Source organism: Exiguobacterium sp. s89 (assembly GCF_018617735.1).
Taxonomy (GTDB): Bacteria; Bacillota; Bacilli; order Exiguobacteriales; family Exiguobacteriaceae; genus Exiguobacterium; species Exiguobacterium marinum.
On record NZ_JACSKS010000003.1, the window covers coordinates 109754 to 128308 of the forward strand.

General features: G+C 46.5%; 20 protein-coding genes and 1 pseudogene. 14 read left to right on the top strand and 7 right to left on the bottom strand.

Going from position 1 to position 18555, the window contains the following annotated elements; all coding sequences use genetic code 11:
• Nucleotides 1–16 precede the first annotated feature (16 nt).
• From KNO96_RS10355 to KNO96_RS14435, 4 genes and pseudogenes are all read left to right on the top strand, one after another.
• Nucleotides 17–1135, top strand: a complete 1119-nt coding sequence (locus KNO96_RS10355; protein WP_214703589.1) for a GTPase — start codon at nucleotides 17–19, stop codon at nucleotides 1133–1135.
• A 14-nt stretch (nucleotides 1136–1149) separates the two neighbouring features.
• The gene (locus KNO96_RS10360; RefSeq protein WP_214703590.1) at nucleotides 1150–2292 is read left to right on the top strand and encodes a YcjF family protein; all 1143 of its coding nucleotides are present in this window, start codon (nucleotides 1150–1152) and stop codon (nucleotides 2290–2292) included.
• Nucleotides 2293–2340: 48 nt separating this feature from the next.
• Nucleotides 2341–3303, top strand: a complete 963-nt coding sequence (locus KNO96_RS10365; protein ID WP_026824650.1) for a 2-hydroxyacid dehydrogenase — start codon at nucleotides 2341–2343, stop codon at nucleotides 3301–3303.
• 318 nt (nucleotides 3304–3621) lie between these two features.
• Nucleotides 3622–3735: pseudogene (locus tag KNO96_RS14435) on the top strand (hypothetical protein); the annotation flags it as partial.
• A gap of 226 nt (nucleotides 3736–3961) precedes the next feature.
• On the opposite strand, the gene KNO96_RS10375 reads toward KNO96_RS14435, so the two are convergent.
• The 4 genes from KNO96_RS10375 to KNO96_RS10390 all read right to left on the bottom strand — a co-directional run bounded on the left by KNO96_RS10375 (nucleotide 3962) and on the right by KNO96_RS10390 (nucleotide 6529).
• Nucleotides 3962–4567, bottom strand: a complete 606-nt coding sequence (locus KNO96_RS10375; RefSeq protein WP_026824649.1) for a YflT domain-containing protein — start codon at nucleotides 4565–4567, stop codon at nucleotides 3962–3964.
• A gap of 12 nt (nucleotides 4568–4579) precedes the next feature.
• On the bottom strand, nucleotides 4580–5095 hold the full coding sequence (locus KNO96_RS10380) for a YflT domain-containing protein (protein ID WP_026824648.1): 516 nt from the start codon (nucleotides 5093–5095) through the stop codon (nucleotides 4580–4582).
• Nucleotides 5096–5210: 115 nt separating this feature from the next.
• A complete protein-coding gene (locus tag KNO96_RS10385; RefSeq protein ID WP_251125163.1) occupies nucleotides 5211–6113 on the bottom strand; it encodes a hypothetical protein in 903 nt (300 codons plus the stop codon).
• Nucleotides 6114–6115: 2 nt separating this feature from the next.
• Nucleotides 6116–6529, bottom strand: a complete 414-nt coding sequence (locus KNO96_RS10390; RefSeq protein ID WP_026824646.1) for a methylglyoxal synthase — start codon at nucleotides 6527–6529, stop codon at nucleotides 6116–6118.
• 210 nt (nucleotides 6530–6739) lie between these two features.
• On the opposite strand from KNO96_RS10390, the gene KNO96_RS10395 reads away from it, so the two are divergent.
• From KNO96_RS10395 to KNO96_RS10405, 3 genes are all read left to right on the top strand, one after another.
• Nucleotides 6740–8491 (top strand): mechanosensitive ion channel, encoded by a 1752-nt coding sequence (locus KNO96_RS10395; protein WP_214703591.1) that lies wholly within the window; start codon nucleotides 6740–6742, stop codon nucleotides 8489–8491.
• Nucleotides 8492–8637: 146 nt separating this feature from the next.
• Nucleotides 8638–10116, top strand: coding sequence for an HD-GYP domain-containing protein (locus KNO96_RS10400; RefSeq protein ID WP_214703592.1), 1479 nt, complete (start codon nucleotides 8638–8640; stop codon nucleotides 10114–10116).
• Nucleotides 10117–10414: 298 nt separating this feature from the next.
• Nucleotides 10415–11116, top strand: a complete 702-nt coding sequence (locus KNO96_RS10405; protein WP_026824643.1) for a CBS domain-containing protein — start codon at nucleotides 10415–10417, stop codon at nucleotides 11114–11116.
• Here the strand turns inward: KNO96_RS10405 and KNO96_RS10410 are convergent.
• Nucleotides 11096–11434, bottom strand: coding sequence for an antibiotic biosynthesis monooxygenase (locus KNO96_RS10410; protein WP_214700854.1), 339 nt, complete (start codon nucleotides 11432–11434; stop codon nucleotides 11096–11098). The two genes, KNO96_RS10405 and KNO96_RS10410, sit on opposite strands and share 21 nt — an antisense overlap.
• A gap of 76 nt (nucleotides 11435–11510) precedes the next feature.
• Nucleotides 11511–12350, bottom strand: a complete 840-nt coding sequence (locus KNO96_RS10415) for a M15 family metallopeptidase (RefSeq protein ID WP_214703593.1) — start codon at nucleotides 12348–12350, stop codon at nucleotides 11511–11513.
• A 174-nt stretch (nucleotides 12351–12524) separates the two neighbouring features.
• On the opposite strand from KNO96_RS10415, the gene KNO96_RS10420 reads away from it, so the two are divergent.
• Both KNO96_RS10420 and KNO96_RS10425 read left to right on the top strand, forming a co-directional pair.
• Complete coding sequence (locus KNO96_RS10420; protein WP_026824640.1) at nucleotides 12525–12743, top strand: hypothetical protein; 219 nt, start codon at nucleotides 12525–12527, stop codon at nucleotides 12741–12743.
• A 55-nt stretch (nucleotides 12744–12798) separates the two neighbouring features.
• Entirely contained in the window at nucleotides 12799–13266 is a 468-nt protein-coding gene (locus KNO96_RS10425) for a hypothetical protein (RefSeq protein WP_026824639.1), read from the top strand.
• A gap of 17 nt (nucleotides 13267–13283) precedes the next feature.
• On the opposite strand, the gene KNO96_RS10430 is transcribed toward KNO96_RS10425, so the two are convergent.
• The gene (locus tag KNO96_RS10430) at nucleotides 13284–14387 is read right to left on the bottom strand and encodes a glycerol dehydrogenase (RefSeq protein WP_026824638.1); all 1104 of its coding nucleotides are present in this window, start codon (nucleotides 14385–14387) and stop codon (nucleotides 13284–13286) included.
• 375 nt (nucleotides 14388–14762) lie between these two features.
• Between KNO96_RS10430 and KNO96_RS10435 the strand changes: the two genes are divergently transcribed.
• The 5 genes from KNO96_RS10435 to KNO96_RS10455 all read left to right on the top strand — a co-directional run bounded on the left by KNO96_RS10435 (nucleotide 14763) and on the right by KNO96_RS10455 (nucleotide 18552).
• Nucleotides 14763–15422: a type 1 glutamine amidotransferase domain-containing protein gene (locus KNO96_RS10435; protein ID WP_026824637.1), complete on the top strand. Its 660-nt coding sequence runs from the start codon at nucleotides 14763–14765 to the stop codon at nucleotides 15420–15422.
• Nucleotides 15423–15532: 110 nt separating this feature from the next.
• Nucleotides 15533–15958, top strand: a complete 426-nt coding sequence (locus tag KNO96_RS10440) for a DMT family transporter (protein ID WP_026824636.1) — start codon at nucleotides 15533–15535, stop codon at nucleotides 15956–15958.
• 14 nt (nucleotides 15959–15972) lie between these two features.
• Nucleotides 15973–16647: a Crp/Fnr family transcriptional regulator gene (locus tag KNO96_RS10445; RefSeq protein ID WP_214703594.1), complete on the top strand. Its 675-nt coding sequence runs from the start codon at nucleotides 15973–15975 to the stop codon at nucleotides 16645–16647.
• 11 nt (nucleotides 16648–16658) lie between these two features.
• Nucleotides 16659–17132: a DMT family transporter gene (locus KNO96_RS10450; protein WP_026824634.1), complete on the top strand. Its 474-nt coding sequence runs from the start codon at nucleotides 16659–16661 to the stop codon at nucleotides 17130–17132.
• A gap of 91 nt (nucleotides 17133–17223) precedes the next feature.
• Entirely contained in the window at nucleotides 17224–18552 is a 1329-nt protein-coding gene (locus KNO96_RS10455) for a hemolysin family protein (protein ID WP_034770728.1), read from the top strand.
• Nucleotides 18553–18555: the final 3 nt, after the last annotated feature.

Genomic DNA, 18555 nt, shown 5'->3' on the forward strand with positions numbered 1-18555 from the left:
TACGGGGAGGTAGCGTATGGATCGGACAGGGCTCGTCTCGAATATTTTGATTGCCGGAAAGACCGGCGTTGGAAAGAGTGCGTTCATTAACTATATATACGGACACGACGTCGCTGAATCGAGGGCCGGAAGTCCGGTCACCTCAGAAGGACTTCATGAGTACGAGTATTACGACTTAGAGCGGGGCATCTTGTTTCGGTTCTTTGATACATGGGGGCTTGAGGCAGACCGTTCCGAGGAGTGGCACCAAGCAATATTATCTATCGTCCATGAGCGCGAAGGGGCGCTCGATATCGCAGAGTGGTTTCATACGATTTACTATTTGCTGTCGGTACAGTCGGGACGAGTCGAGGCATACGAGCTCGAGTCGATTTTAAAACCGCTATATGCACGAGGTAGCAACGTCACTCTCATTTTAACCAACTTCAATGAAGAAGATCCGATGAGTGTACAGAAAGCCTCGGCGATGGAACAAGTGTTGCTGCGTGAACTTCCGATTGAAGAAGAGAACATCATCCGGGTGAACAGTGTCGAGAAAACGTTACTGACGGGAAAGCGCATCCCGGTGAGCGGATATGAAGAGGTGTGGAAGCGTAATCGGACGAACCTTTGGAGAGACATCGAACGAAAGCTTCCAATCAATCTAACGAATCATTTGGTGGAAGAGTTAGAGGATTGGCGAATACGCAGCATCACTTCGGCGGAAAAAATTCGCATGCTGACGCCACAAGCGATGATCAGCTGGAAAGCGCGTAACATCGAGAAAGACTTAGAAAAAACGCTCGAACAGGCTGCCCTGACAACGGAAGATGCGATGGCAGAAGGGGTACGTCATTACATCCAACTCATGCAACGGTACCCGTTAGTCGGTGAACAGGCAAATCAACTATTCAAGACAAGGCGAGTCGAACTCGGATTTGACTATTCGTTCGGAAAGACGGTGCGAAAGATGGTCCTCGGTATGGTTCCTGGAGTGCACTTCATTTACTGGGCATTCAAGCGTCGAACGGCAGAACGAGGCATTAAAAAAGCCATCGAGCAGCAATATGCATCCGTCAGACAAACGATTGAAGAAGAGATTCGACGTGGTTTTGAGCGCGAGATGCGCCAGCTGGGACAAACGCTTAACTCATAAAGGGGGAAATGAGAATGGAATCGACGAAGCGGTTTGATTTTAAGGATTATGATTTAAAGGCAGAACTTGAACGACTGCGTGGAAATGTGAAAAAACCAAATATCCTCATTGCTGGAGCGACGGGAGCGGGAAAGAGTTCGGTCGTGAACTATGTGTTTGGACGTGATTTGACGAACGTGGCTGCCGGAGAACCGGTCACAAGAGGGATTCATCAATATAAAAATGATGACATTGCGGTCACCTTGTTTGACAGCGAAGGGTATGAAATCGGAAGTGCGCGACAGCAACATTACGAGGAAGAAGTCATCGGTTTTGTGGAGAATAATAGACGAAAGGAAGCGTCTGATCGAATTCATCTCGTGTGGTATACCATCAATGCCGCAACGAAGCGCGTCACACCTCTCGATAAAACGCTCATTCGTCGCCTAAATGAATCAACGGCTGTGGCTGTCTTATTTACTCAAATTGATCAAGTAGACCTGGATGAACTGACAGCACTACGAAATGAACTGAATGGAATAGTAGTAGAGGAATCCATCTTCCAAGTGAGTATCGCCCCAGAAATCATAAACAACGAAGCGTTGCGACAACATGTAGATTGGGAGCGATTGATTGTTTGGTCGGTCGAACAGTTAGATGCATCCTTGCAGGAAGGACTCCTGATGGAAATTCAGGCAGAAAGTGAGGCGATGCTTAAGCTAAAGCGTAAAAAGGCGAATCGCATCATTTCAGGTTATGTGGCGAGCGCGGGAACAGCTGCTGCAGTACCACTTCCATTTGCAGATGCGGTGGCGTTGACACCTATCCAGGTGACAATGAGCGTTCATTTATTCCGCTATTGGGGTGTGAAAGCGAGTGACGATTTACTGAAGACACTCATCGGAAGCACAATCATTCCACAAATCGGTCGAACGTTATCGAAGACTCTTCTGTTAAATGTAATGAAATTTTTTCCTGGGGCGAATATGGCGGCCGGCGTCATTAACGCGACCGTCGCATCAGGCATCACATGGGCAATTGGTCTGGCCATCAATGAAATCGCTTATCGAAACGCAATGGATTCTTCGAAAACGATTGAGCAGTTGTTGAATCAAGAGTTCGGCTCACTGTTCGAACAGTTCTTGAAACAAAATCCGAAGACGGATAAACCGTCATAACGACTCTCATTTGTTAGACTACAAGTAAGTGTAGAGAGGGGGAGAAAGTTGAAAAAACGAATCTATATTACACGCCGATTGCCTGAAGAGGCAGTCGAAACACTTCGTGACCACTATGACGTACGCATGTGGGAACATGAGGGACAAAGTGTCCCACGTGAAGTTCTTCTAAAAGAAGCCGCCGCGGCACATGCACTTTGGACGATGCTTAGTGACACAATTGACCGTGAAGTGTTTGAAACAGCAAACAATTTAGAAGTCGTCTCAAACTTGGCTGTCGGATATAACAATATCGACTTGAACGCAGCGAAAGAGAACGGGGTCATCGTGACGAATACTCCGGACGTCTTGACGGAAACGACAGCGGACCTGACGTTTGGACTGATGATGATGACGGCCCGACGTCTCGGTGAGGCCGAACGTGATTTACGTGCTGGCGAGTGGAAGTCTTGGCTTCCGATGGGATATGTCGGGATGGATCTCTATCAAGCGAAGCTCGGCATTATCGGCATGGGACGGATTGGTGAAGCGGTCGCACGCCGGGCGAGAGGATTTGATATGGATGTGCTCTATCACAACCGGACACGTCGTCATGAGTCAGAGTCGATGTACGGCTTCACGTATGCAGAGCTCGATGATCTGTTGGAGCAATCTGACTTCGTCATCGTTCTCGCACCGCTCACGGACGAGACACGAGGTATGCTCGGAGCTAAAGAGTTTGCCAAGATGAAAGAAACATCGATTTTCATCAATGTGGCTCGTGGAGAGATCATCGATGAACAAGCATTGTATGAAGCGTTAAAGGCGAAGAAGATTTGGGGAGCAGGGTTAGATGTGTTCACTAAAGAGCCCATCGATCTTGATCATCCATTATTGAAGCTTCCGAACGTGACAACATTGCCGCATATCGGAAGTGCCTCGATTCGGACACGTCTGGCGATGATGGCATTGAATCGAGAAGCGATTGAGAACGTGCTCGAAGGGAAAGAACCGAAGAATCGATTGACGTAAGAAAGCCTGACGCGCACGCGTCAGGCTCAGGCTGTTGACTAACATGAATAATATCGCTCGCCTTTCCGGCGCCCACGCTTTCCGCAGGCAATTCCGGAGCCGCATCGCGACTTGGGTCGCTGCGGGGTCTCCGTCGGATTGCTTTCCTGCAGGAGTCGGGGCGCCGTCGGGCGAGCAACGCAAACGGTCGTCATCTGGCGGCCGTTTGTCTTTTTCTGAGGCCTCGATGGCCGAAGAAAAAGCCCGGTACATACTTCGAATCTGTCCAAAAGGGGAAAGGGACGGTAAACACCGATCCCACCCGTCGTCGACGAGAAGGTGCCCGACCATTCGACGATCAGCCAGGCCTATCGGCTTCGTCCACAGACGGTCGAGCGCTCAATTGCCGACGGGAAAGAGCTCCACGGGCTCCGTTTCACCTTCTACAGGGGGATCAAGAAGGTCCAACGCGCCAATCTGGTGGCAGCCACCGCACAAAAAATGAAGAAACTGGCCAATCTGTTGGCCAGAAAAGACTGTCTACATAGCATTTCTTCAATTTTATGGGGGCAGAACGCCTCAAGAAACTGGGAACCACAAAAAAGGACGAACCAGGTCGCAAGATGCGACCTGGTTCGTCAACAAGCTGAGCCTGACGCGCACGCGTCAGGCTTTTTTATTAAAAGCGTCGGATATTATCTGGATCTTCTACATCATTACGGTAGGCACGATCATCGAGCCCACGTAGTTTTTCTTCACGATCACGTTGCTTTGTTTCTTTATCAATTTTATCTTGCTCAGGGTCTACCGGATGACTCGGGTCGACGGTTTGAGTTTCTTGATATGGTTTTGAGTCGATTTCTAAACCATCGTCTGTGTGACTACCGAGATGTGTTGACGATGCGTCTTGATACGGTTTCGCGTCGACTGTCACACCATCTTGGTGACGGCGTTCAAAGTCTTCATCCACGTAGACGAGAAGTTTTCCGGCTTCAACATCGTCATAGTGACGTTTCACCTCATCTTCACTGAGTCCCATGTTACGCAAACCAGCATGAACGTCTTCATGTCCACTCAAGAAAGCCCGAACTTTATCGAACCAGCTCGCCTGATGAGTCGACTCTGTATGAACGTCCGTATCACGTCTCAAGATTGACACGTTGTCTTCATGTTTCGTCACGACGTAAATGTGTGAGTCTTCATATCCTTTTGCCCGTAACTCTTCAATTTTTCCAAGTGCTGCGTCTTGTGTATCGTGCATACTGATGAATCGTTTCTCATTCATAATCGTTCCTCCTTATAATCGTCGGTGATCTTCTAATCCAGAATGACCGCGTACAATCGGGTCCTCTTTTGTTCCTTTTGGTTTCTTGTCATGATCATTGAATGGTTTCGCATCAAAGGCAATCCCATCTGCCTTTTCTCCTTTATCATGATCGAGTTCGCTATCTTTTTTATACATATTTGGATAACGGTCATACGAATGGCGATCGATATAGAGTAAAATCTGTCCTTCATCGATGGCATCATAGTATTGCTCTGCCTCTGCGTCATTGAGCCCCATGTTGCGCAGTTCATCACGGATTCGGTCACTGCCGTGTAAGAATGCTTTAACACGATCGAGCCAATTCACGTCTCGAACTCCGGATTCGGCGTTCACATCCGTGTGGTCACGTAGCGCGGAGATTTCGCCGTCTCGCTTGGCGACGACGTGCATATTTTTTTCAGCTTCCCCTGCAGCCTTCAACTCTTCTACTTTGTGTATGACTTCCTGTTCCGTCTGAAACAGACCAATCATTTTACGATCTGACATCGAATACCCCCTTTAAAAATTCGACAATCTCCAACAAGCGTCACAATAGGAGTAATTTCCGTTCTATCGACGATTGAAACAAAAAACGCCATCCCTTTGTAGGAATGGCGTAGATTTAGTAATAAAGCATAAGCGAATCGTCACCGAGTGAACAGCGTGTGCTCTTCCATACGAATTCAATCAATGTCCAAATTGCCATGAAGCTACTGATTGCTAATAAAATGAGCGCATACAGTGGACTTAATTGAATGACGAATGACCAACCGAGTGTGATTAAGAGCGGTTGAATCAAAAAGATGGACGTGATATAGACAACGACAATGAGGGATGCGAATGCGATGCGTCTTCCAAGCGTCTGAATATGGTGACGAAAGCGGGTCAATATGCCGAAAATGGCACCGGTCACGAGGACAGGCAGCAAGAAGGCTAAATAGTCGACCGGATATGTCGACATGGGGGCACTGAACAAGCGCCCACTAAATACATCATCGATGACGAGCAGTAAGTTGGCGTAAGCAAATGCCAAAATCATACCGAGTAACCAGCCGAAACGGTTCCAAATGGTGCGCGATGATTTGAGTGCTTCGATTTTTGTATAGGCGAGAAATGCCAGGTCACGCACTTCAATCTCTTTTAAAGAAAGGTTTGCTTCATCGAGTTGATTGACTGTCCAATCGAAGTCTCGGTTTGCTTGGGCTTTTTCATGAGGTTTTAATTCATCAGAAGCATCAATCAACACGTGGTAACGAAGACGATATTCTTCATTTGTCTCGGGTTGTTCGATGAGGAAGCGGGCGTACTCGTGAGGGTCTTGATTTAAAAGACTGTCTAACGACTGTCCGCTCTTCTCCGCATGACGGATATAGCCGGCGAGTGCAAGCAGAAGACGGTCCGCTTCCGTCTCATCTTCAACCAGTTCAATGAGGCGCTTCCGCACTTCGTTGAAAAACTGTTGAACGTTTGGGTCTTGAATCAGATTTGGTTCCAGGGAGATTCCTCTCCTTTCTTGGTTTGTCATCGTCAGGCAGGTGGTTCGTCATTGTGAGAGAGCTTCAGCGACTCGAAATCACCTTGTTCGATGCTTCGAATCAAAATCTCGCTTCCTCCCATATTCGTCGAAAGTGGAATGGAATAAACGTCACAAAGACGCATGAGCGCACTCACGTCCGGTTCATGAGGCTGTGCGGTCAGCGGGTCTCTGAAGAAGATAATCATATCCATTTCACCGCGAGCAACAGCAGCTCCGATTTCTTGGTCTCCTCCAAGCGGCCCGGAACGGAAGCAATGTACAGGTAAGCCGGTCGCTTCGGCAATTCGTTTACCCGTCGTGCCGGTCGCGAACAACTGATGCTTTTCTAGAATATGTGCATACGTTTTGATGAGAACGATTAAATCATCTTTCTTTTTGTCGTGAGCCACTAAAGCGATATTCATAGCGATTCCTCCTAAAATGACTTCTCTTGTTATTCGTATCATATATCGCGTGATTTGACACGATTTCTTTCTTACTTAAGTACCCATTTCCATTGAATCGTAAGAGCCATCTGGAAGAAATGCCTTTTTCATGAGGTTTGATAGTTTTGAAATATAGGTATGTAAGAAGTAACACTGCAATCATTTCATACAAAAAAGGAGGAAGGGTTGATGAACGATACAACGTATAACTTTGATTCGTTCATGTCATGGTTACCGGAACTTTTGCTGGCAATTGTTATTCTTGTAGTCGGGTATATTTTGGCAAAAGTTTTGGAAAATGTGACACGAAAAGTATTGAAGAAGGCACGACTCGATGAGCGGGCCGGAATTAAAAAAGATGGGGAAAAAGGAGAGAAGTGGACACCTGAACGCATTATCGCAAAAGTGGTGTTTTTCGGGGTCTTACTTCTCGCGTTCTTAATCATCTTTGAATTTATGAACGTTCCTGCAATTACCGAGCCGTTCAGTCAGATTTATGAAGGCTTCTCAGGATTGATTATCGGTGTCATTAAAGCAGGTTTGATCTTGCTAGTTGCTTGGGTCATCGCTACCCTTCTGAAAAAAGGGATTCAAATGGCAGGACATCGCTTGAATTTGAGCAAGTTGATGGAAAAGACGGGACAAGAATCGACCAGTGTCAACCAAACGAAATGGGTAGACACGGTCGCAAATATCGTCTTCTATCTCGTTCTCTTATTAGCGTTACCAGCTGTACTTGATGCACTCGGACTTCGTGGGGTCAGCGGACCATTCGAAGACTTGTTGAACAGTTTCCTCGGATTCATTCCGAAACTTGTCGCAGCGGCACTCATCTTCGCAATCGGATATGTGGTCGCAAAAATTGTACGCGACATTTTGACGAAGTTCCTAGAAGCAGCAGGGTTAAATCGATTAGCAGAGCGATTCCATCTTTCTGATTATGTAAAAGGATCGAGTCTTGCGAAAGCAATCGGTACAATCGTCTTTATCTTCATCATGATTCCTGTGACGATTTCAGCGCTTGAGGCGCTTGATATTCGTGGAATCTCTGAACCAGCGATTGCGATGCTCAATGATGTCTTGGTCATGATTCCAGACATTCTCGTTGCGATTGTGCTCGTCCTTGTTGGTGTGTTCGTCGCGAAATGGTTGAAAGGTGTCGTCGTATCGCTCCTTGAGAACCTTGGCGTCAATTCACTGGCTCAAAAAATGGGCTTCGGAGAACGTGCGACTTCGATGTCGATTGCCCAAGTGGTTGGTGTGGTCGTACAAGTCATCGTAATTTTACTCTTCGTATCAGAAGCGCTTCAAGTCGCGAATCTTGAGTTCATGGCGTCCCTTGCAACAGCCATCTTTGCTTACTTGCCGATGGTCATTGCAGCGCTCATCATCTTAGCAATCGGCTTCTGGTTGGCTAACATGGCAGAGCGCTTGGTCGGAAGTGTCCTTGTCGATAGAGCGGGACAACCGAGCGCGCTTCGCTATGTGGCGAAGTATGCGATTCTCGGACTCGTCTTCTTCATGGCGATCAGTCAGCTCGGCATTGCGCCGATGATTGTCAATACGGCCTTCCTTCTTATTCTTGGAGCCGTTGCTCTCGCTTTCGGTCTTGCTTTCGGTCTTGGCGGTCGCGAAACGGCGGCACGCTACTTGAAAAAGGCCGAGCAACGTATCGATGAAACAGAAGTCTCGAAAGAAGGACTTGAGCAGGAAAAAGAGCAGATGAGTCGCGAAGCGGAAGATGCGAAACGCCAAGCAAAACAGGGTGTTGAACAGTCGAAACGTGAAGCGGAACAATCGAAGCAAAAGATGAAGCGAGATGTTTCTGAATCAAAGGATGATCATGTTGACGGACCGGAATCGAATCCGTTCCATGAAAATATCACTCCAGACCAAGACAATCGCTCTCTTGATGACAACGAGGGTCCATTACGCCCATAATTTATCTTTTAGCGGACCTCCCATGTGGAGGTCCGCTTTTGTGTTCAACTTAGAAAGAGTCCGGTCGATAGTAAAAGAAAAGAGTGTCAGTGATAGAAGAAAAAGAGTGTCAGTGATAGAAGAAAAAGAGTACAGAGGTGAGGGGAATGTTTGAACGATTTCAACGGACACTTATTGTAAACTATGTGATTGGCTCAGGGTTGGCCGTTTTTGGTGTAGGGGGCGTCTTTATTTTTCAGACGCTTGAATTATCAAGGCAAGAGATGTTATTACTTCTGACCATCATGTTAGGTTCAGGGGTGGTCATGATTACGTCTGAACTACTCTTATACCGTCGCCATATTCGGCCGATTCGACAGTTCTTTACGACCGAGTCCTCGACAATGGACGAATTGACATCAGCGTTTGATCAGGCGAGCCGATTTCCGATTTTGACGATACAGCGGATTCTCGGTCCTCATTTGTTTGGACTATCCATCCCGGCTATCGGCGTAACGACTGTTTGCATCTATAATGATTGGATTAATTTACCCTATCGTTTGATTGGTTTAGCCGCAATCGGTGCCGTGATGATTGCCGTGCTCCATGCGTTGATTGAATATTTTTTAACGGTTCGGTCAGTCGAGCCATTACTTGTGTATATGAAAGAGAGACACTATGAGTTGTATCGCCAACCGGTCCAAACAACATATCAGTCGTTCAGTGTGCGAACAAAATTATTGATTAGCATGCTCATTACGGGTGTCTTTCCCATCCTATTATTTATGTTGGCTTCAAGTGTACAACTTTCGACATCGACACGGATAGATACGTACTGGAACTGGGCATTCATTATTCTCATAATCATCATTGGAATTGCAGTTTTGTGCAGTTTCTTGTTGTATGACAATATCAAACGCCCCATCGGATTTTTGACATCAGGTATCGAACAAATGGAGTCGGGACAACTTCAAAAAATCGAGAATCCGTACTTAGATGAGTTCGCCCGATTGATTGGTGGATTCAATCAAATGGTAGAGACAGTAAATAAGCGGGAACAGGAAAACGCGCAACTTTTAGATAGTCTCTTCATTTTATTTGCGGCAACACTCGATGCACGTGACCCTTACACAGCAGGACATTCGGAGCGTGTAGCGATGTACTCGGTCGAGCTTGCCCATGCACTTAGTTTGTCGAGTACCCAAATCGATTTACTCAATAAGTCGGCACTTCTTCATGATATCGGGAAAATCGGGATTCGCGATGATGTATTGTTGAAGGAAGGGAAATTGACAGATGAAGAGTTTTCAAAAATTCAGGAACATCCGACAATCGGGATTCATATTTTGAGTCAAATTCATTTACCCACATCACTTCAGCCAATTTTGGCCGGCGTTCGGTCACATCATGAGCGAATCGACGGGAAAGGGTATCCGGATCGCTTAAGCGAAGAGAATATTCCGCTGTTTGGAAGAATCATGGCCATTGCCGATGCGTATGACGCGATGACGTCAGACCGCCCATATCGTTCAGGCATGCCGATTGAAAAGGCGCTCTCAATTTTAGAGAGTGGGCGTGGAACGCAATGGGACGCAGAATTTGTAGATCTGTTCGTACAGCTTCGTAGGGAAGCCATCTCGGCATAAAAAAGGAGCAGCACCTTGTGTGCCGCTCCTTTATAGTATGGTTTGAAAGGCGTATACCCCGAATACAGCACCAAAGGCGACGGCAAACGGGATTATCCAATTGCGACGGGGATCCCTCCCGTCACCCCGCCGGAAACGTGGGTGGTGGTGAAACTTTAGGTGTTGATGGTACAGAAGTAGCCATGACAGATCTCCTCAATAATCAAGATGATTTTAAAGTCATTCGGAGTGAATCGACGGTTTCCTGCTCAAATGATGAAAAAGAGGGTATACATGTATCGTTAAGGAGGTTGATTACATGAGTCGTGCTGAAGACTTTTTAGCATCTTACCACCGTATTGAAGACTACTTGAGTCGAGAAATGGGAAATGGTAAGCATTTTAGTTTTAGCAATATGGTGAATCGTCTTGCGAAACAAAATCCAATCATCGACCGCTATAAAGAAGATTTACATCAAATGAGTCAACTGCGAAATGCCATCGTCCATGAGCGGCGGGAACCTGATTTTATTATCGCAGAGCCACATGAGTCGCTCGTTGAATTGATTTTAGAAGTGGAGCAAGAGCTGCTTCATCCCCGTCTCGTCATTCCTTTATTTGCGAAATCGGTGGTGACGTTTCAGTCCGAAGATTTTTTGACGGAAGTGCTTCGAGAAATTCGTGATAAGAATTACTCACAGTTCCCTGTATATCACGCCAACGGCTCTTGGCGTGGTTTGTTGACGAAAAAAGGAGTGACAAGTTGGCTGGCCGAAACCATCGACGGAACCAACTTATCACTCAAAGGAGTTCGCGTGAAACATGTGCTTCATCACGACCCGCATATGCATCGGTATCGATTCATTCAAAAAGACACGACGGTCATCGAGGCGCAACACAGCTTCACTCAAATGAAAGAAGGTGCGCGCTACGACGCACTTCTTATTACGAAGACGGGTAGTCCGGATGAACCGCTACTCGGCATCATTCGTCCTCAAGACTTATTGAACGCTCTCCGTTGATGCGAGATGCTCGATGGCGACATCATATTGAGTCACAGTATTGCCGAGGACGATTGGTTTTACTTCCGACGTCCCGTCATCTCGTTTCTTATGGGCGTGCTTGTAGGCATTGCTGTCGCGCCAGTTCTCAAAGCTTGCCGCATCACGCCATGTGGTCATGATGACGACATGATCCATCGCCACATCGGACGTATCCGTCAACACTTGCATCCGGACAAAGCCATCCATCGCTTCGATTCCTTTTGTCGTTTCGAAGCGTGCTTTGACCGCATCGGCTTTTCCTTTTTCAACATCTAGTTTGTTCATCACAATCCACATCACACATTTCCCCCTATACGAATAAGATGACTCCATTATAACTTGAATGGGGAAATGCTTGAAAAAGGATGCTCACTCAACGTTTGCTCCACCATTCTTCAAACGTCCAGTTCTTCTGCTTCATCATCGTCGCTTCATTGACCCCGACATAACGCAAATGCCAAGGCTCGTAATTGTATCCGGTAATTTTTTCTTTTCCTTTCGGATAGCGGACAATGAATCCATATCGATGGGCGTTTTGAATCATCCACTTTCCTTCAGGCGATTGGTCAAAGGAGGCATATAACCCTAGACGCATCCGTTGACTCGTCATATCAACCGCTAGACCGGTTTGATGTTCACTGTGACCGGGACGTGCCACATATTTTGAAGCGTATGCGACTCCGCGAGTATTGACGTAATAGGCATAGAGCGATTTTTGGGTCGAGTAAGATCGGTAGGCGCTAAGGGCGTATAACGTATGACCTTGCTTTCGACCTGCGTAATACAGTTTCGCTAGCGCGTAAGCGGCTTCCGCTGTCATCAATGTACGTTCGCTTCCTTTTTGATAAACAGTTGGGACGGTTAAGGTGACAAGTTGTGGGGAACGATAAGTGGACGGGAGACCATATTTTTTGTTGACGAGTCGTAAACGGTCGGCAGAAGGCATTTTAGGTATACCGGCTCTTAAGTTGGCAGATGGAGTGAAGTATTTCGTATTTCCGATGTAGACGTTCGACCAGCTTCGGTTATAAGTGGTGTAACGAACAGGGACATTCGTTCGTAACGTCTTTAGTACGGGAGAAGATTGCATCGCCCGACCGTATAGATAGGTTGTTTTGATGGTGTAACCTGGTTGTGGGGACGATGATGCCGCTGTCACCGGCGACGTCTGAAACAGGAGCAGACAAATGATCAAAATACGCAGGGACTTCATGGCGAAACGCCTCCTCATGAATTAGATGATGTTCCTTTTCCCGTTTTCTTGATGGACTGAGCATCTTTTATCCATCTTTAGGTCGGATAAGGATACAGCTTGGGTCCGATGAAACGAGGTACCAAATCAGATACAATAAACATAACGAATGAAATCGTAGAAAGGAGTGAGCGAATGGAAGTCTTATTTGGATTACCACTGTTATTGCTCGTCCTGTTCTTTGCCTTTTTATACTTTAATATTAAAGGGCTATCGAATATGTGGAAGGACTACAATCGAACGAAATCGATGATTCCGTTAGGTTTTTTCATCATCGGAATTATCGGGATTTTCACAGGAGTTTGGACGTGGCTTGTCATCTTGATTTATTATGCCATCCGACCGAAAGACTAAACACTGTATGCAGACGCATACGGTGTTTTTGCTATACTAAGGACGAGGTGTTGAGATGGAAAAGTTAATAAAGGCATGGTTTATCGTGACGTTGATCACGTTTGGAATCTTTAAGCTCGGCGAAGTGATGACGACCCCTTATTCGGAGACACCGAGTGAAGGGAATCTGTACTGGATTGCTCTCTTGATCGGATGGCCGTTTCTTTTATTGTTCATTTGGGTCACCATCCGTTTGACGCATCGAGTCGTCGCATCCGTCCGACCGATTGGAAAGATTGGGTTAGCAATCGGAAGTTTCATCATGGCCGCCATCGCTTGGATGACGAATCACTCTCAGGCAGTGTCTCTTCGAGAAGGGATTCGTTTGTCAGCCAATGAGTCGTACGCAGAAGGATGGAATCAATTCACAAATATCATTTACATGAACCAGCTGACGTTCTTTTTTCTGACAGTCGGCTGTATGGGAGTCGGAATTCTCTTATCATTCTTCCTAAACAAAAAACAGCGAGAAGAAGCCGTGTGAGCTTCCTCTCGCTGTTTTCATAAACGCTCTTGATAAAGACGGGCGTAGCGATCAGCCGCGATGATCGCGTCTGCAACTTCTTCAGGCGTGACATCGAAACCGCTATGAATCGTTTCGCCTTCTGCCGTGGCCGCCTTCCCGACTTTCAAGATATCTTCTCGAGAGGCATCCTTTAATTTAATATCTTCGAGTGTGACCGGTAAGTCGAGCGCCATATAAAAGGCAACATATTGCTCGAATTCTTCTTGAGGACGCCCTTCGAGTGCGAGTTGTACGAGTGTTCCGAAAGCAACTTTTTCACCGTGCGTCAAATGGTGGATGTCTCCTTCTAACGCGGTGAATCCATTGTGAATAGCGTGGGCCGCAGCCAAGCCACCGCTTTCAAAGCCGAGACCGCTTAATAGTGTATTGGCTTCAACGATGGCTTCGAGCGCAGGCGTCACAACTTTTGCCTTGACGGCCTCATACGCCTGAATGCCGTACGTGAACAGAACTTCTTCACATCGTTCAGCAATCGCTTCCGCCGCAAGAGTCGGGACACCACCGGCCATCGTCTTGCCTCCAAATGTAAGGACGCTTCGCACTTCGACCCACGTAGCCAATGCATCGGCAATACCTGACGCAAGGAAACGTGGCGGCGCCTGTGCAATCAACTCGGTGTCCACTAAAACGAGATCTGGATTCTTTTTATAGAACCGATAGCTTTCGAAATTACCTTCATCTGTATAAATGACCGACAATGCGCTTGTCGGCGCATCTGTAGAGGCGATGGTCGGTACAATGACGATGCGGGCATCCAATTCATCTGCGACCGCTTTTGCCGTATCGAGAGTCTTGCCGCCACCAAGGCCGATAACGAACGCTGTACCGTTCTCTTTAGCGTCTGTGGCGATGCGAGTAATCTCATGCTTTGATGCTTCTCCGACAAAATCTGCTTTTGTCGCCTTGATATCACTCGACTGCAGAGACTGTGTCACGCGTTCGCCTACTAAATCCCACACGATATCATCCGCTATGAGTAAAGCGTTTGAACCGAAGTGAGTGACAAACTCTCCGATGCGATCGATCGTTTGTTTCCCTTGCACATACTTAGCCGGACTGATGAAAATACGTTCTGACATAGTGAAATTCATCCTTTCCTATTGGGTTTATTGTAAGTGCTTACAACGACATCATACTACAGTTTGTGAACGAATGGCCGTGAAGATTACATGAAGATTGGCAACTGACCGAGCACAAGTAACAGGATGATGATGGCGACGACAATGAGAAACCCCCAATCATTTATTCGTTTCGTCATAGCGGATGTCTCCTTCATAGGGCGAAATAGCAACTCACCTTCAGTATAGAAGGTTAAAGGAAAAAGGCAGGATGAATAAATCACCAGGTTAAAAAAAGAACTACCTTATGACATCGAAGCAGCTCACCGGGTTTAACAGATGATGAATCGGGAACATTAGAGTCGTATGTTGATTTTTTTGAAGGAGGAATTGAGTATGTCGAAACATGTACTGATTGTCACAACGTCAGCGAATCAATTATCAAATGGTCATGCAACGGGACTTTGGCTTGAAGAGTTTGCCGTTCCTTACTTATTGTTTGAAAAAGAAGGATACAAAGTGACGGTCGCAAGTATCGAAGGTGGAGACGTGCCAATCGATGCGAATAGTTTAGAGGATGGCTTGTCAGAAGATATATTAAATACGCGTGAATTGCTCAAAGATACGGCTCGCCTCGATCAAGTGGCAGACGAACCATACGATGCCGTTTATTTACCAGGAGGTCACGGGACGGTCGTTGATTTCCCAGGAAATGAAACGTTACAACGCGTTGTCCGCAACGTATACGAAAATGGCAATATTGTCGGGGCGGTTTGCCACGGACCCATTGGATTGGTCAATGTGAAGCTCAGCAACGATGAGCCGCTCGTTAAAGACAAACAAGTGACAGGATTCACTGACGCTGAAGAAAAAGAAATGCAACTTGATTCTGCTGTTCCGTTCTTACTCGAGACGGGATTACGTAATGAAGGTGGACAGTTCAAGGGAGCTGACAATTGGGCGGTGAACGTGGTTGTTGACGATCGACTCGTTACTGGTCAAAACCCTCAATCTTCTGAAGCGGTCGGGAAAGAGCTTGTCAAATTACTCGGATAATATATCAAGCAACTTCGATGATTCGAAGTTGCTTTTTTTAATATTGGACATATGTCCTATTCAAGTCATCTTTCTTTTCGTAAAGTCATACGGAGAGAAAGGGGGATGACATGGGAATTCTATTCGCTGTATTATCTGGGACATTTATCGCCCTACAAGGAATCTTCAACGCGAAATTGGGAGATGCGGTAGGGGCGTGGATGTCTGTCACGATCGTCCACTTTGTCGGACTTCTGTTAGCGCTCGCCATCTATTTTTTTAATCGAGACGCAGATTTAACTGCCTTTAAACGCGTACCTTGGTATTATAGTTTGGGTGGACTATTCGGTGTATTCGTTGTATTCGGCGAATTGACGGCGATTCAACAGTTGGGTGTGACGTGGGCAATCTGTGTATTGCTTGTGGCACAATTAGTAGGAGCCTTTATCATCGATTTGAACGGTTGGTTTGGTGTCAAACGGAAGCCGGTCAACACGGGACAGGTCATGGGACTCGTCTTGATGATCGTTGGTATCGGGATTTATACATTTGCGTAAGGAGTTCAATTTTAATGATGAATATTATGGATGCACTGACACGATTGCAGTGGAATCATCTTTTTTCGACCGAAACGCTCGAGGCATCGTCGGTGGTCACGTATGCATCCGGAACGATGCTCTGTTCAAACGATCAACAGATTGAATCCTTGTTCGTCGTACTCGAAGGACGCGTCAAAATTTATACGCTCAGTGAAGAAGGGAAGTTGCGTCTGCTACGTTTGAAGGCTGCCCCGACGCTCATTGGAGATATCGAGTATGCGAGTGGACGTAACGTCTTGCATACGGTTGAAGCGGTCGGTCCGGTGACGTGTTTGCGAATCCCGTTTGAAACACTTCGACATCATAACCGAACGGTCGAATTCACGGAACATCTGTTACGAGGTGTGTCGGAAAAGCTATTCATCGAGGCGAACGCCTCATCCAATCACCTCATGTCGACACTAGAAGAACGATTGGCCGGTTATTTGATTTCTCTTAGTGAATCCGAGAACGAACTGTTTCAAGCCGAGATGAGTCAATTGAAGCGCAAAGAAGTTGCGGAATGGCTTGGGACGAGCTATCGTCACTTGAACCGGACGCTACAAGCATTTGTCGATGAGGGATTAGTGAAACGAACGAGAAAAGAAGTCATCATTTTAAATAGTGAGCGATTGAAAGAACGTGCGAACGGCATGTTTTATGAGTGAGGAGAGGTCATATGCTATTTGGTATTATCTGTTCGGCTGTAGCTGGGGCATTTATTAGTGTACAGGCGGCGGTCAACGCGAAAATGAATACAAATTTAGGGGCCTGGGCCACCACGGTATTAGTCTTTATCGTCGGTCTGGTCGGATCCATCATCCCGTTGTTATTATTTGGAGGAAATCTTGCCGGATTACGTGAGCTATCTCCAATCTATTGGCTCGGTGGATTGCTTGGGGTCGGTGTCGTTTATTGTGTCATGCGGAGTATCCAGTTACTTGGACCAACGTTGTCGGTGTCGCTCATTCTCGTGTCACAACTCATTTGGGCGTTACTCGTCGATTTGTATGGAGCCTTCGGGATGCCTCAAATCACGTTATCGGCTGGACAAATTGTAGGGCTCACCATCCTTCTTGTCGGGGTCATTCTCTTTAAACAGTCTCAGACAGCGGCCATCGCCAAACAAGCAGTCAACGAAGCTACTTCATGAGGAGTGGCTATTTTTTTGAGTAAAACGGGTACAGGTTGGTAACGATTTTTTGTTAAAATGAAGCGGTATGGTTTAAAAAATAGCTGAGGTGATGAAAAAAGTGGATTCTTCCATAGTGATTGATTTGTTGATTGTTTTGTTTTTGATTGTGTTGAACGGGATTTTTGCGATGACAGAAATTGCGCTCATCTCATCGAAACCTGCAAAACTTGAGGTTGAAGCAAATCGAGGGAAACGAAGTGCAAAGATTGCACTCCATTATTCGAAAGACCCGACAGATTTGTTGTCGACCGTTCAAGTCGGAATCACATTAATTGGGATTATTAACGGGGCCTACGGGGGTGCGCGCTTCTCGGCACCACTCGCCTCTGCGTTTGAACAAGCCGGAATGAGTGCACAGTATGCCGGAACGATTGCTTATGTGGTCGTTGTAACGATTATTACGTATCTGTCCTTAATCATCGGTGAATTGGTGCCAAAGCGAATTGCGCTTGTGTCTCCTGAAAAAGTCACGATGGCAATCATCCCTTCACTTGATTTATTCAGTAAAGTGATGAAGCCATTCATTTGGATTTTATCGAAATCGACACTCTTTTTGTTCAAGCTGCTTGGCTTGAAAGCAGAACAAACGAGCGGTGAGACGGAGCTTGAGATTAAACAGCTTCTCTTTGAGGGGGCACAGCAAGGCCAGTTCGCCCATGAAGAAGTACAGCAAGTCGAACGCGTCTTTGCGTTTCACGATCAATTGATTTATGAACTCATGCAACCTCGGACGACGCTTGAGTGGGTCGATTTAGAAGATGATATGGATGATATCAAGAAGTCGATCTATGAAAGTAAACATAACAAGTTACCGGTCGGTCGCGACTCGCTCGACGATTTTGTCGGATATATCGATGTCCGTGACATTTTGACGTTACCGACATTACGTGAGCCATCACAGATTTTGAAGCGCATCAAGCAACCGCTCATCGTTCCGAAACAACGAGAGGCGAGCCAAGTACTTCAGATGATGCAGAAAAATGGTGTCGAGATTGCCTTCGTCTTAGATGAATACGGTGGATTCCTTGGCATGGTCACCTTGTTCGATATTTTGGAAGAAATCGTCGGAGAAGTCATGATTGAAGAGGATACACCGGAAGTGGTACGTCGCGAAGATGGGTCATATTTAGCGGACGGTTTGCTTGGAATCGAAGATTTGAAACGAACGTTTGAGATTCGGGATAACCGATTCGACGAAGGGCGCAACTCGTATCACACACTTGCCGGACTCGTCATTTATGCACTCGGCGATTTCCCGAAACGGGGCGATGTGGTCGAAGCGTATGGACTTCGCTTTGAAGTCGTAGATATGGACGGAAAGCGTGTCGACCAAGTGCTTGTCTCAGAACTACAAGAACCAATCACAGAAGAGGACTGATGC